Source organism: Lysobacter sp. F60174L2, assembly GCF_052547135.1.
In genome coordinates this window covers 603,562-617,514 of sequence record NZ_JBQWRA010000002.1, presented here as the reverse complement: position 1 = coordinate 617,514, position 13,953 = coordinate 603,562, and the positions used below count along the sequence as shown (strand labels likewise).

The 13,953-nt window shown below is 67.4% G+C and carries 14 protein-coding genes; 8 read left to right on the top strand and 6 right to left on the bottom strand.

From position 1 onward, the window contains the following. Positions 1–79: 79 nt before the first annotated feature. A complete protein-coding gene (locus tag ACT9AS_RS08000) occupies positions 80–289 on the bottom strand; it encodes a DUF1674 domain-containing protein (RefSeq protein ID WP_445099590.1) in 210 nt (69 codons plus the stop codon). A gap of 20 nt (positions 290–309) precedes the next feature. Between ACT9AS_RS08000 and ygfZ the strand changes: the two genes are divergently transcribed. Continuing rightward, positions 310–1,200, top strand: a complete 891-nt coding sequence (gene ygfZ / locus ACT9AS_RS07995) for a CAF17-like 4Fe-4S cluster assembly/insertion protein YgfZ (protein ID WP_445099589.1) — start codon at positions 310–312, stop codon at positions 1,198–1,200. 188 nt (positions 1,201–1,388) lie between these two features. Here the strand turns inward: ygfZ and ACT9AS_RS07990 are convergent, their stop codons facing one another. From ACT9AS_RS07990 to ACT9AS_RS07980, 3 genes are all read right to left on the bottom strand, one after another. Then, complete coding sequence (locus tag ACT9AS_RS07990) at positions 1,389–3,662, bottom strand: thiamine pyrophosphate-dependent enzyme (protein ID WP_445099588.1); 2,274 nt, start codon at positions 3,660–3,662, stop codon at positions 1,389–1,391. Positions 3,663–3,791: 129 nt separating this feature from the next. Then, complete coding sequence (locus tag ACT9AS_RS07985) at positions 3,792–4,355, bottom strand: GNAT family N-acetyltransferase (protein WP_445099587.1); 564 nt, start codon at positions 4,353–4,355, stop codon at positions 3,792–3,794. Between the two features lie 209 nt (positions 4,356–4,564). Next, the gene (locus ACT9AS_RS07980) at positions 4,565–5,728 is read right to left on the bottom strand and encodes an acyl-CoA dehydrogenase family protein (RefSeq protein ID WP_445099586.1); all 1,164 of its coding nucleotides are present in this window, start codon (positions 5,726–5,728) and stop codon (positions 4,565–4,567) included. A gap of 174 nt (positions 5,729–5,902) precedes the next feature. Between ACT9AS_RS07980 and ACT9AS_RS07975 the strand changes: the two genes are divergently transcribed. Further along, a complete protein-coding gene (locus ACT9AS_RS07975) occupies positions 5,903–7,732 on the top strand; it encodes a DUF885 family protein (protein WP_445099585.1) in 1,830 nt (609 codons plus the stop codon). Positions 7,733–7,798: 66 nt separating this feature from the next. On the opposite strand, the gene ACT9AS_RS07970 is transcribed toward ACT9AS_RS07975, so the two are convergent. Further along, complete coding sequence (locus ACT9AS_RS07970) at positions 7,799–8,605, bottom strand: glycine zipper 2TM domain-containing protein (RefSeq protein WP_445099584.1); 807 nt, start codon at positions 8,603–8,605, stop codon at positions 7,799–7,801. A 212-nt stretch (positions 8,606–8,817) separates the two neighbouring features. Here ACT9AS_RS07970 and ACT9AS_RS07965 point away from each other — a divergent pair, with 212 nt between their 5' ends. Together ACT9AS_RS07965 and ACT9AS_RS07960 are read left to right on the top strand one after the other, a co-directional pair. Beyond that, complete coding sequence (locus ACT9AS_RS07965) at positions 8,818–9,057, top strand: DUF6116 family protein (RefSeq protein WP_445099583.1); 240 nt, start codon at positions 8,818–8,820, stop codon at positions 9,055–9,057. A gap of 31 nt (positions 9,058–9,088) precedes the next feature. Then, the gene (locus ACT9AS_RS07960) at positions 9,089–9,856 is read left to right on the top strand and encodes a TatD family hydrolase (RefSeq protein WP_445099793.1); all 768 of its coding nucleotides are present in this window, start codon (positions 9,089–9,091) and stop codon (positions 9,854–9,856) included. 201 nt (positions 9,857–10,057) lie between these two features. Here the strand turns inward: ACT9AS_RS07960 and ACT9AS_RS07955 are convergent, their stop codons facing one another. Further along, complete coding sequence (locus ACT9AS_RS07955; RefSeq protein WP_445099582.1) at positions 10,058–10,891, bottom strand: ThiF family adenylyltransferase; 834 nt, start codon at positions 10,889–10,891, stop codon at positions 10,058–10,060. A 92-nt stretch (positions 10,892–10,983) separates the two neighbouring features. Here ACT9AS_RS07955 and ACT9AS_RS07950 point away from each other — a divergent pair, with 92 nt between their 5' ends. From ACT9AS_RS07950 to ACT9AS_RS07935, 4 genes are all read left to right on the top strand, one after another. Next, entirely contained in the window at positions 10,984–11,430 is a 447-nt protein-coding gene (locus tag ACT9AS_RS07950; protein WP_445099581.1) for a hypothetical protein, read from the top strand. Positions 11,431–11,525: 95 nt separating this feature from the next. Beyond that, positions 11,526–12,011, top strand: a complete 486-nt coding sequence (locus ACT9AS_RS07945) for a glycine zipper 2TM domain-containing protein (protein ID WP_445099580.1) — start codon at positions 11,526–11,528, stop codon at positions 12,009–12,011. A gap of 99 nt (positions 12,012–12,110) precedes the next feature. Next, on the top strand, positions 12,111–12,596 hold the full coding sequence (locus ACT9AS_RS07940) for a DUF456 family protein (RefSeq protein ID WP_445099579.1): 486 nt from the start codon (positions 12,111–12,113) through the stop codon (positions 12,594–12,596). A 91-nt stretch (positions 12,597–12,687) separates the two neighbouring features. Further along, entirely contained in the window at positions 12,688–13,953 is a 1,266-nt protein-coding gene (locus ACT9AS_RS07935) for a phospholipase D-like domain-containing protein (protein WP_445099578.1), read from the top strand.

Genomic DNA, 13,953 nt, shown 5'->3' with positions numbered 1-13,953 from the left:
CCATGGCCGCGTGGCAGGAGTGGATCTGGAAACGGGTGAAGGCAGGATGTCGGACGGGGCGTTGATCGGGCGGGTCGGCTCAGAAATCGATGCAGCGACCGTTCTTCTCCCAGTCGCCGAAACGGGTGGGATCGGGACCGTCCCGCCCGCCGAATTCCTCGGCGACCGGCGTATCCACGGTGGGTGTTTCAGCGCTTCCGCCGGGCCGCCCGGTTGCCGCCGCCACGTCCGCATCGGCGGGCGCCGTAGAACCTGGGTCGGGGGTCGTTTGGCCTATCATCACAGCCATGAAGCTTAATTCCCGCCCCCATGCATGACAAGTCGCCAGCACCGGCCGACCCGGTGTTCCGGTTGCCCGGACAGCACGTGATCGCGATGGACGGCCGCGATGCGGCAGCGTTCGCGCAAGCCCAATTCATGAACGATCTCAACGGCTTGCAGGCCGGCCAGTGGCACTGGAACGGCTGGCTGACGCCGAAGGGCCGCGTGCTCGCGTTGTTCGCTTTGCTGAAATGGTCGGAGCAGCGCGTCTGGCTGCTGGTGCCCGATGCGGACGCGATTGCGCTGGCCGACGCGCTGAAACGGTTCCTGTTCCGAAGCAAGGTGACCATCGAAGTGCGCGACGACCTGCAGGTGTCGGGCGTCTTTGCCGCGCCGGCGACGGCACGGGGCAGCGTGTTCCCGGAGCAGGACGGCGGTGCCGTCGAACTCGACCTGGGCGCCGAAGGTAGCCCGCGCTGCGTACGGATAGTTTCGAAGGACCCGGCGACGGAAGCGGATATCAGCGACGATGAGCCGTTCGATGCCCGATGGCGACTGTTCGACCTTGAGCACGGCCTGCCTCGCCTGCCGCCATCGCAGCTCGAGCACTGGACGCCGCAGCAGCTCTCGCTGGAGCGGCTGCGCGCCTTCAGCGTCAAGAAGGGCTGCTACCCCGGGCAGGAAATCGTCGCGCGGACGCATTTCCTCGGCAAGGCGAAACGCGGGTTGGCGTTGCTGGAAGGCGACGAGGCGATGACGGCGGGGACCGACGTCCGTGGCGGCGATGCCGTGATCGGAAGCGTGGTTGCCGGTGCCTGTGCCGATGGCCGGAATGTGGCGTTGGCTGTCCTGCCGCTTGGCCGCGACGAGAGCGTGCCTCTGGCCATCGGCGATCAAACCGTGCGGGAAATGTCCTTCAAGACCGGTCTGGAACGCTGACAGCCGAAGCAACAATGTAGGAGCGACGTAAGTCGCGATTTCCCTGCCAATCGTCCCGATGCAGGCCCCGTCCATCCGGGCTACCCGTTTGGGTACGCGCATACCGTCGGATTGCGCGCATATCGCGGCTTCGATGGATCGTGGACATCGCGACTTACGTCGCTCCTACAAGGGAGCCGGGTGCCCTCTCAGCCGGCTGCCAGGCGGTCAGCGGCGGCGACGATGTCTTCCTCGCCGGGGATCACCAGGAACGCGGCGCCGGCCAGCGGGGTGTAGGTGTCGACGCCGACCACGCGCTGGAACGGCCGCTGGCCGTAACCGCCTTCGGCGATCGCGGTGATCACACCCTCACCCACGCCGGCGCTGCGACGCCCCTCGTCGACAATGATGATTCGCTTGGCATTGCGCGCCTGTTCGACGATGAACTCCTCGTTGAGCGGCACCAGCCAGCGCAGATCGACCACCCTCGCCTTCCAGCCGTGCTTCTGCTCGATCTGGCGCGCGGCGCGCAGGCTCATCGGCACGCCGTTGCCGTAGGTGAAGATCACCAGGTCGTCGTTGGCTTCGTCGTAGACGCGGCCCTCACCCAGCGCCATCGCCTCGCCCGGTGCGGGGAAGCTGGTCAGCCAGCCACCGTCGCCGGCTTCATGCAGGTCCTTGGTCATGTACAGCGCGATCGGTTCCAGGAACACCGCGACCCGGCCATCGACCTTCGCCAATGCGGTCAGCGTGCGCAGCATCGTGACCGCGTCGTCGCCGCGCGACGGGCAGCCGACCACGAGGCCGGGGATATCGCGCAACGCTGAGATCGAGTTGTCGTTGTGGAAGTGGCCGCCAAAGCCGCGCTGGTAGCCGAGGCCGGCGATGCGCACGACCATCGGGTTGCGGTACTGGTCGTTGCTGAAGAACTGCAGCGACGCCGCCTCACCGCGCAACTGGTCTCCGGCGTTGTGGAAGTACGCGAGGTACTGGATCTCCGGGATCGGCAGCAGGCCGACGTTTGCGAAGCCCTGGGCCAGGCCGAAGATCATGGTCTCGTCGAGCAGCGTGTTGAACACCCGGCGCGGACCAAACGCCTTCTGCAGGCCGCGGGTGACGGTGTAGACGCCGCCCTTCTGCGCCACGTCCTCGCCGAACAGCAACGTCTCCGGGTACTTGGCGAAGGTGTCGTGCAACGCGTTGTTGATCTGGATCGCAAGGTGACGCGGTGGCTGGTTCTCCGGCAGCTTGTCGTCGCCGCCGAACACTTCCAGCCGGCGCTGCGCGTAGTCGGCGCGCCCGGCCTCTTTCTCGACCGCGGCCGGGGTGTACGGCGCCAGCGGCGCGACGACGTCTTCGAGCCTGTCGAGCTTGGGCCGGCGGTCGGCCTCCTCGGCCGCGGCGAAGCAGCGCTTGCGGGTCGCCTCGTAAAGCGCCAGCACTTCGTCCTTCGACATCAGGCCCGACTGCAGCGCGATCGCGGCCGAACGCAGCAGCGGATCGCTCGCCTCGACCGCGCACAGCTCCTCGATCGAGCGCCATTCGATCTCGAAGTCGGTGCCGGCGTGGCCCATGATCCGGGTCGTGCGCAGGTGCAGGAAGGTCGGGCGGCGGGTCCTGCGGCAATGCTCGACCGCGCGTTGCACGTCAGCATAGCCGTTGGCCAGGTCGAGGCCGTCGGCGTAGAAATAGTCGAGGTCGGGACGCTGCGAGAAGTTGCGTTCGACCCAGCCGTTCGGGGTCTTGACAGAGATGCCGATGCCGTTGTCCTCGCAGACGAACAGCACCGGTGCCGGCAGCTTCTGGTAGGCGGTCCAGGCGGCGGCGTTGAATGCGGTCTGCGCGGTGGCGTGGTTGCTCGACGCATCGCCGAACGAGCAGATCGCGATGCTGTCGTCGGGGATCGGCAAGTCGTGGCCGAGGCGGCGACCGGTCTCGATCGCGATCGCGGTGCCGAGCGCCTTCGGCAGGTGCGAGGCGATCGTCGAGGTCTGCGGCAACACCCACAACGGCTTGCTGCCCCAGACCTTGTGGCGGCCGCCGGAGATCGGGTCCTCGCTGCTGGCGGCGAAGCTCAGCGCCGAGTCCATCACCGGGTCCATGTCGGGCAGCTTGCGGAAGCGCTCGGCCATGAAACCGCCACTGCGGTAATGCAGGAACGCCGGATCGGTGTGGCGGGTCGCGCGTGCGACCATCGCGTTGCCTTCGTGGCCGGAACTGCCGATGGTGTAGAAGACCTTGTTCTGCACCCGCAGCACGCGCGCCATCAGGTCCAGGTGGCGGCTGATCAGCTGCGACTCGAACAGTTCGCGGAAGCCCTGCGCATCGAGCGCGCTGCCATCGAGGATGGGTTCTTGCGACCCGGGCGCCGCGTCGACCTCGCCATCCCAGTCACGCACGAATTCGCTGAAGTTGACGTCGCAGATCTCGGCCCGGTTGAGGCCCTTCATGCGCGCGGGAATTCGGTTCGGAAGTATGGACATGAGGTGATTCGCCTAAAAGCACTTGTAGGAGCGACGTAAGTCGCGAACAGGCAGGAAATGGAGCGGCGTCGTCAGCCGGATGCTTGCGCATTCGCGACTTGCGTCGCTCCTACAGTTGCGGTGTCTGCGTCATGCGACTGGCCCTTTGCGCCGCGCGAACCATTGTTCACGCGTCTGGCCCCATATCTCGACGGGATGATCCTCGAACGGCGCCGGCAGGCGACCCGGCCCGCGATTGGTCGAACCCAGGCGTGCGGCCAGTGCCTGCGAGGCGCGGTTGTCCGGGTCGATCGAATGGATCACCTCGGCCCATTGCAGATGGTCGAACGCCCAGTCGATGGCGGCGGTCGCCGCTTCCATCGCGTAACCGCGGCCCCACGCCGAGCGCTTGAACGACCAGCCCACTTCCGGGCCCGGCCAGCCTTCCGGCTGCCACGGACCGGCCTGGCCGATCCACTCGCCGCTGGCTTTGTCGATCACCGAAAACATCGCGAACCCCTGCACCACCCAGGCCCCGGGCATCTGCAGGAACCTGCGCCACGCGGCGGGGCGCGGCGTCTGGCCGCCGATGTAGCGCGCCGCCTCCTCGTCGCCAACCAGTTCGGCGAAGCCATCGAAGTCCGAGCGCTGCTGCGGGCGCAGGATCAGGCGTTCGGTTTCGAGCGTCGGGCCGAGTTGGGGTGCGTCAGTCATCGGCAACTCCGTCTGTGGGCTCCCTCTGCCGCTTGCGGGAGGGCGCTGGGGTGAGGGTGCGTGAAACCGGGTTGTATCGCGGGCGGAGTGTCGCTTGCCCTCATCCGCCCTGCGGGCACCTTCTCCCGCAGGCGGGAGAAGGGAAAGGCGCGAACTCCGGCTTGTGGGAGAAGGGAAACTGCTTCTCTCCTGAAACCGGTGCGGACTCTCTAGAAGGCGTTGATGCCGGTCAGCTCGCGGCCGACCACGAGTTGGTGCACGGTCTCGGTGCCCTCGTAGGTGATCACCGACTCCAGGTTGAGCGCGTGGCGGATCGCGACGTGTTCGGTGGTGATGCCGGCGCCGCCGAGCAGGTCGCGGCACTGGCGGGCGATGTCGATCGCCATCCGGCAGTTGTTCCACTTGGCCAGCGACACCTGGGTCGGTGCCATCGTGCCGGCGTCCTTCAGGCGGCCGAGCTGCACCACCAGCAACTGCGCCATGGTGATCCGCCGCGCCATGTCGGCCAGCTTCAACTGTGCCGATTGCGTCGCCGCCACCGGGCGGTCGAACAGGATGCGTTCCTTTGAATAGTTCAGCGCTTCGTCGAGGCAGGCGACCGCGGCGCCGATCGGGCCCCAGGTGATGCCGTAGCGGGCCTGGGTCAGGCAACCGAGCGGCCCCTTGAGGCCCTTCACGTTCGGCAGGCGGTTGGCCTCAGGCACGCGGACGTTGTCGAAGAACAGCGACGAGGTCACCGACGCGCGCAGCGACATCTTGTGCTTGATCTCCTGCGCGGCGAAACCGGCCATGCCCTTCTCGACCACGAAGCCCTGGATGCCGTCGTCGGTCTGCGCCCAGACGATCGCGATGTCGGCCAGGTTGCCGTTGGTGATCCACATCTTGGAGCCGTTGAGGACCCAGTCGCCGTCGTCCTTCCTGGCGTTGGTCTTCATGTTGGCCGGGTCGGAGCCGCCGTGCGCCTCGGTCAGGCCGAAGCAGCCGATGACCTTGCCGGCGGCCATGTCGGGCAGCCAGCGCTTCTTCTGCTCTTCGCTTCCGTAGGCAAAGATCGGGTACATGCACAGCGACGACTGCACGCTGACGAAGCTGCGGATGCCGCTGTCGCCGCGCTCCAGTTCCTGGCAGATCAGGCCGTAGGACACCGAGTTGAGCCCACCACCGCCGTATTCCTCCGGCAGCGACGAGCCGAGCAGGCCGAGTTCGGCGATCTCGGCGATCAGCTCCTTCGGGAACCGGCCCTGGTCGAACGCATCGCCGATGATCGGCAGCACGCGCTCGTCGGTGAACCGCGCTACCGTGTCCTGCACCGCGCGCTCCTCTTCGCTGAGCAGGGAGCGGACGTCGTACAGATCGTAGGGGTGCAGGGCCATGGTCGACTCGAACGTTGGAAAGCGGCCATTGTAAGACTGTCCTCGGGACGAAGGCACCCGCCGCACGGCGCCACGGCGCGACGGCGGCAGGAACGGCGGGAACCGCCAATTCCGGCAGTGCCCGCGGTGTGCCGGGAATGCGAAGATGCGGCAACTCCATCTGCCGAGACGCCCGTGAAGACTGTCCTGTCCGTCCTGATCGCCGCCCACCTCGCCCTCGTCGCCGCGCCGGCCGCCGCCTCCGGCCAGGCCACGCCGTCCGCCACGACCACCGGGGCCGGGACCACCGGGGCGATACTCTCCGAAGCCGACCGCCGCTTCCAGGCCATCCACGAACGCGAATGGGCCTGGCGCGAACAGCAGTTCGGCATGGCCGACGAGGACAGCGATGCGCCGCCGCTGCACCACCTGCCCGCGGTCGACGCCGAAAGCCAGGCCGCGCGACTGGCGATGTGGGACAGCGTGCTTGCCGACCTCGACACGATCGACCCGGCCGAACTGTCGCCGGAAAACCGCATCCACCTCGCGGTGTACCGCCCGCAACTGCAGAACCTCGCCGCCGAGGTGCGCTTCCGCAGCTACGAGATGCCGTTCAACTCGGATTCCTCGTTCTGGTCGAACCTGTCGTTCATGGCGCGCGGCGACTTCGAGTCGACCGAGGAGTACCGCGCCTACATCGACCGCCTGGCCGATGTGCCGCGCTACTTCGACGAACAGATCGCCAACATGCGCGCCGGCCTGGCAAGGGGCTTCAGCGTGCCGCGCGCGGTGCTGGACGGGCGCGACGTCTCGATCGCGACGGTCGCCGAGCTCGACGACCCGACCGCCTCGGAGTTGTACGCACCGTTCAAGAAGCTGCCGGCGACGATCCCGGCGGATGTACGGGAACAGTTGCAGGCCGACGCCCGCAACGCGATCGCCGACCACGTCATCCCCGCCCACCAGGAACTGCTGACCTTCTTCCGCGAGGAATACGTGCCGCAGGCGCGCACCACCCTGGGCGCCTCGGAGATGCCCGACGGCGAGGCCTGGTACCGCCAGCAGATCCGCGAGTACACCACCTTGGACCTCGGCCCCGACGAGATCCACCGGATCGGCCTGGACGAGGTCGCGCGCATCCGCGCCGAGATGGACGAGGTGATCGAGCAGACCGGCTTCGAGGGCAGCTTCCCCGAGTTCCTGCACTTCCTGCGCACCGACCCGCAGTTCTACGCCAAGACCCCGCAGGAACTGCTCAACCACGCCGCCTGGATCGCCAAGCGCATCGACGCGGTGGTCGGCGACTACATCGGCACCCTGCCCCGCGCCCGTTTCACCATCGTCCCGGTGCCGCCGTCGATCGCGCCGTTCTGGACCGCCGGCCGTGGCGGCAGCAACACCTACTGGCTCAACACCTACGACCTGCCGTCGCGGCCGCTCTACAACCTGCCGGCGCTGACCCTGCACGAGGCCTCGCCGGGCCACGCGCTGCAGGGCGCGCTGGCGGAGGAGCAGGACGCGCTGCCGGCCTTCCGCCGCAATACCTACATCTCCGCGTTCGGCGAAGGCTGGGGCCTGTACGTCGAGAAGCTCGGCGAGGAAATGGGCATCTACGAGACGCCCTACCAGCAGTTCGGCCGCCTGACCTACGAGATGTGGCGCGCCTGCCGGCTGGTGATCGACACCGGCGTGCACGCCAAGGGCTGGACCCGCGAGCAGGCGCTGGCCTACCTGCGCGACCACACCGCGTTGAGCGAGCATGAGGTCACCACCGAGGTCGACCGCTACATCTCGTGGCCGGCGCAGGCGCTGAGCTACAAGCTCGGTGAACTCGCGATCGTGCGCCTGCGTGGCGAGGCGGAGCAGGCCCTGGGCGCCGACTTCGACATCAAGGCCTTCCACGACATGGTGCTGGCGCTCGGCTCGGTACCGTTGCCGGTGCTGGAGACGCAGGTGCGGGCCTTCATCGCCGACTCGGAGGCCACGGCCGCGCAGGCGAAGAAGGTCGCGGACACCGCCGGCTGACATCGCGGCGACAGACAAAAAAAGGGGCGGGATAAACCCGCCCCTCCTGGTACATCAGCTGATGGCTCAGCCCTTGGTCGTCGCGTCGGCGTCGGCCGAAGCGGTCTGCGTGACCACTTCACCATTGATCACCGGCAGGCGGTCGCCGCTCGGACGCTCGTCAAGACGCACGGTCTGCTCCTCGCCCTTGTAGCTGTAGGTCACGTCGTAACCGACCACCTGGTCCTCGGTGCCCAGCGAGATGCGCTCGCCCGGCTTGCTATCGGTGCGCATGGTGCCCGTGGTGCCATCCGGGTTGCGGTAGGTCACGTCGTAGCCGACCACGGTGGACGACTCGGAGGTATCCGAGACGGTGCGGCAGTTGGTCTCGACCCGCTCGACCACCTGGCCGCCGACATGGCGCTTGTCGATCTTGTTGCCGACATAGCCACCGGCGATCGCGCCGGCCACGGTCGCGGCCTTCTTGCCGTTGCCGCCACCGACCTGGTTGCCCAGCGCGCCGCCGACCAGGGCACCGACCACGGTACCGCCCACGTTGCCGTCACGCTCCGGCAGCCGCTCCTGCACGACCACGTCCTCGCAGACCTGGCGCGGGGTCGAGGTGGTGCTGGTCTCGCGCACCGCGTCGGTACCGATCACGGCGGCGTAAAGCTCCTGCTTCTCCTTGACCGGCTCGACACCGACCACGTCGGCGAATTCGACGCCACCGATGCTGCCATCGGCGGCGAAGTCGCCATCAAGGCCGGCAGCCAGCTCCGGGTTGCCGGCCAGTGCGGCGTCCTGCGGGTCGTCCTGGAAGCCCTGGTACGCGGCCACTGCCACGCCGCCAACAACCAGCGACGCCAGTGCCACAGCAATCATGTTCTTGTTCATGGGTAGCCTCCTCGGCGGAATTGCCCGGCTTTCGGTTGGCAGCATTGCACCACCGCCAACCTGAACGGGTTGCCAATTTTTTAACGAACACTGTCGCCCGAGTAAACAAACCTGCCGTGGTAGCGTGATTGGCGTACCACTAATGCCTGATCGACATCGCAATTGTCGGACCTTTCCGATCGCATTTACCGATCGCACCTGGAGGATCGCCCATGGCCAACCCGATGTTGCTCCCGCTGCTCGGCTGGGCGCGCAAGTTGCGCTACCCCACCCTGTTCAAGATCACCGCGCTGGTGTTCGCGGTCGACGTGTTCGTGCCCGACATGATTCCGTTCGTCGACGAGATCCTGCTCGGCTTGGGCACCCTGTTGCTGGCCAATCTCAAGGACCGCAAGGGAGCCGACCGCGAGCCGATCGAGGGCGAGGCCAGCCGGCCCGGACCGCGGCGCTGACATCGTGTCGAGGGATGCGGGGCGGGTCGATCTGCTAGTGGACAGCCACTGCCACCTCGATGCCGGCGAGTTCGATGCCGACCGGTCGATGGTGGTCGAACGTGCGCGTGATGCCGGGGTGCGCCGCCAGGTCGTCCCGGCCGTCACCGCCGCGTCCTGGCCGAAGCTGCGTGATGTCTGCGCCGCCCACGACGGCCTGTTCCCGGCCTATGGTCTGCACCCGATGTTCCTCGACGACCACCGCGAGGCGCACCTCGACGACCTGCGCGAATGGCTGGAGCGCGAACGCCCGGTCGCGGTCGGCGAATGCGGCCTCGACCATTTCATCGACGGCCTCGACCCCGCCGCACAGACGATCTATTTCGAAGGGCAACTGCGGCTCGCCCGCGAGTTCGACCTGCCGGTGATCGTGCACGCACGCCGCGCGGTGGATGCGGTGACCGCCGCGATCCGCAAGGTCGGCCAGCTGCGCGGCGTGGTCCACAGCTTCTCCGGCAGCCGCCAGCAGGCGGAGCAGTTGTGGGACCAGGGCTTCATGCTCGGGCTGGGTGGCCCGGTGACCTACGAACGCGCCAGCCGCCTGCGCGAACTTGCGGCGACGATGCCGCTGGAATGGCTTCTGCTGGAAACCGACGCCCCCGACCAGCCCGACGCCGCGATCCGCGGCCAGCGCAACGAGCCCGCGCGGCTGCCCGTGGTGCTGGAAACCATCGCCCGACTGCGCGGGGTCACGCCGTCGGAAGTGGCCGCTGCCACCTCCGAGAATGCCGAACGCCTGTTTGCCCTGCCAAGGCTTTGAGCTGCCCGCTGGACTGCTTTGACCTGTCGCAGCTACCGCTCCGAACCGTACGTCGCTCCCGGTCTGGATGTAGGAGCGACGTAAGTCGCGACCGCACGGCGAATCCGGGATTCAACGCAGTCGCCCCGCGTATTGCCAACTGGGAAGGCCGGGTCTTCCTGCAATCGGCCAGCGCTATCGCGACTTACGTCGCTCCTACAGTCAGGACTCCGGCGTGGGTTCCACGGGCGCCTTGGGCGGCTTCAGCAACAACTCCAGCGCCTTGCCCGCCATGACGAACGCGAATGCGCCGGTGATATGCGTCGCAGCCCCCAGTCCGCCGCCGCAATCGAGCTTCAACGCCGCGTCGCCCGCCACCTGCGGGCGCACGCCACAAACGCTGCCGTCGGCCTGCGGGTAGCGCACATTCTCCAGCGAGTACACCGCCGGCACGCCGAAGTAGCGCTGCGGGCTCTTGGGAAAGTTGAACTCGCCGCGCAGCTTCTTGCGGACCAGCGCCAGCATCGCGTCGTGCTCGGTGCGCGACAGGTCGCGCACGCGGACCAGGGTCGGGTCGATCCGCCCGCCCGCCGAGCCGCACACCACCAACGGCTGCTTGCGGCGCCGACACCAGGCGATCAGCTCGACCTTGCTGCGGAAACTGTCGCAGGCGTCCAGCACCAGGTCGTATCCCGGCCCCAGCAGTTCACCGAGGTTGCCGGCGACCAGGAAGCTCGGCACCGCCACCACGTCGACCAGCGGATTGATCGCGCGGCAGCGCTCGGCCATCGCCTCGACCTTGGCCCGGCCGAACTGGCCTTCATGGGCGGGCAACTGGCGGTTGCTGTTGGACACGCAGATGTCGTCCGCATCGATCAACGCCAGATGGCCGACGCCGCTGCGCACCAGCGCCTCGACCACCCACGAGCCCACTCCGCCCATGCCGACCACCGCGACCCGCGAGCCGGCCAGCCGCGCCAGCGATCCCGCGCCATAGAGGCGGTCGATGCCGGCGAAACGCGCTTGCAGGATGGGGTCGAGGGCGGCGGTATCCATGCCGTCCATTGTAAGCGTCGCGCTCGTTCCCGGCCGCCGTGGTGTCGCGGATCGCATGCTATGTTTCGGCCAACTTCGACGGAGTCCCGACCATGAGCGATCCCCAGCCCCACGGTTCCCAGGCACACGGCAACGGCGCCAAGTACATCGCCCTGCTGCTGCTCGGGCTGGTCATCGGCGCGATCTGCACGGTCATGGCGCTGCGTGCGATCGAGGCCCGCAAGGACCACTTCCACGGGAGCGTGATGCACGTGCAGGCGTGGCACCTGGGCCAGATCAGGGCCGGGATCGAGCAGAACCGCTGCGGCGCGACCGACAGCCTGCCGCACCTGCAGACATTGCGGACGATGGCCAACGACCTCGAGCCGGCCTTCCCCGAGCTGCGCGACGACGAGCGCTTCGTCAAATATTCCAGCCAGATGCGCGCCACGCTCGACGCCGCACTGGCACAACCGCCGCTCAACTGCGAAAGCCTGGGCGCCACCGCCAAGAAGATCGGCGAGGACTGCAAGGCCTGCCATCAGGATTTCCGCGGCTGAACGGACCGCTCCGCGATTGATCGATTGTTCACGGGGCAACGCCTAGCGTTCGGCGCATGGCACCCACGCCACTCGCGCCCCGACAGGAGACCCGCATGAACATGACCCACCGCTTCAACAAGCTGGCCATCGCCTCCACCGCCGCCGGCGTGCTTGCGCTGGCCGGTTGCGCCACCGGCGGCTACGGTTCCACCGGCGCCGGTTACGGCACCAGCAACTCCTACGGCAGCACCACGGCCAGTTGCTACGACTGTGGCGTGATCACCAGCATCCAGCCGTTCGACACCCAGGGCCGTGCGCCCAACGCGACCGGCGCCGTGCTCGGCGGCCTGGTCGGTGCCGCCGCCGGCCGCGAACTGGCCGACGACAAGAGCGACGGTCGCCAGAACACCGCAACGGTGGCAGGTGCCGTGGCTGGCGCGGTCGCCGGCAACGCGATCCAGAACGCCAACCAGCGCAAGTACAACGTGCAGGTACGCATGGACAACGGCCGCACTACCACGGTCACCATGAACAACGTCAACGGCTTACAGGTCGGCTCCGCTGTCCGCGTCTCCAACGGCCGGGTGATCGCCCGCTGAGTGCAGGCGACCTGACCGACCACAGGACCGGCCCGTCATTGCGGGCCGGTTTTTTATTGCGGATAGGATTGCCGAACCGCCCTTCAACGGACCCGCCCCTTGGACATCCAGACCCTGTACTACGTACTCGCCGGCATCCTGATCCTGGTCGGCGTGGCCGGCACCGTGCTGCCCGCCCTGCCCGGCGTGCCGCTGGTGTTCGTCGGCATGTTGCTGGCGGCCTGGGCCGGTGGTTTCGAGCAGGTTGGCGGCTGGATGCTGCTGTTGCTCGGCGTGCTGACGGTGTTGTCGATCGGCATCGACCTGCTGGCCACCGCGATGGGCGCCAAGCGCGTCGGCGCGAGCAAGCTGGCCCTGGTCGGCGCCGTGGTCGGAACGTTCGCGGGATTGTTCTTCGGACCGGTCGGCCTGTTGGCCGGCCCCTTCATCGGCGCACTGGCCGGTGAACTGATCCACGGCCGCGAGGTGCGCAAGGCCACCCGGGTCGGATTCGGCACGTGGCTCGGGATACTGGTCGGCACGGTGCTGAAGATCGGGCTGGCGTTCGCGATGCTGGGGCTGTTCGCGTTCGCCTGGTTCGTCTAGCGGGGCGCTTTCACACCGCTGTCGTGCCGCCGCGGCGAAAGTATCGGGCCTGAACGGGGGAAATCCCATGCCACGCTGGAGCCGGAAGCGCATGACCTGGATCATCGTAGGGACCATCCTCGCCACCATCGTGGTGGTGGTGGTCGCGATCAACTTCGCCACGCCCGAGAAAAAGCTCGAACGCACCGTCACCCACCATTACGCGATCGGCGACCCGCAGTTCCGGCGCGAGATGTCGGTGATGATGGGGCCGTCGGTGCTGCCCGGGAACGAGGTGACCGCGCTGGACAACGGCGACGAGATCTTCCCGGCGATGCTGGAGGCGATCCGCGGCGCGCAGGTGTCGATCACCTTCGAGACCTACATCTACTGGTCCGGCGAGATCGGCGAGGAGTTCACCGAGGCACTGTCCGAACGCGCCCGCGCCGGCATCCCGGTGCACGTCACCGTCGACTGGGTCGGCAGCATCAAGATGGACCAGGAGCTGCTGGACCGGATGGAGGACGCCGGCGTCGAGCTGGAGCGTTACCGCCCGCTGCACTGGTACAACCTGGGCCGCATGAACAACCGCACCCATCGCAAGCTGCTGGTGGTGGATGGCCGGATCGGCTTCACCGGCGGCGTCGGCATCGCCGACCTGTGGAGCGGCGACGCGCAGGATCCCGAACACTGGCGCGACATGCATTTCCGCATCGAGGGGCCGGTCGTGGCGCAGATCCAGGCCGCGTTCAACGACAACTGGATCAAGACCACCGGCGAGGTCCTCAACGGCCCGAAGTACTTCCCGCCGCTGCAGCCCGTGGGCGAAATGGACGCCCACCTGTTCATCGCCTCGCCCGCCGGTGGCAGCGAAAGCATGCACCTGATGTACCTGATGGCGATCGCCGCGTCGGAAGAGTCCATCGACCTGGCGGCGGCCTACTTCGTGCCCGACGAACTGATCATGCATGCCCTGCTCGCGGCGCGGAAACGCGGCGTCCGGATCCGGGTGCTGTTGCCGGGCAAGCACATCGATTCCGATGCCGTGCGGATGTCGTCCAAGGCGACCTGGGGGCCGCTGTTGCGCAACGATGTCGAGATCTACGAGTACCAGCCGACGATGATGCATACCAAGCTGCTGATCATCGACCAGGAACTGGTGTCGGTCGGTTCGACCAACTTCGACATTCGCTCGTTCCGGCTCAACGACGAGGCCAGCCTCAACATCTACGACCACGCGTTTGCCGCGCGGATGACCGACGTGTTCAACCGCGACCTCGAGTCCGCCAGACGCTACACCTACGAAACGTGGGGCGACCGGCCATGGACCGAGAAAGTCGCCGAGCGGGTGCTGTTGCCAATCAAATCGCAGCTGTAA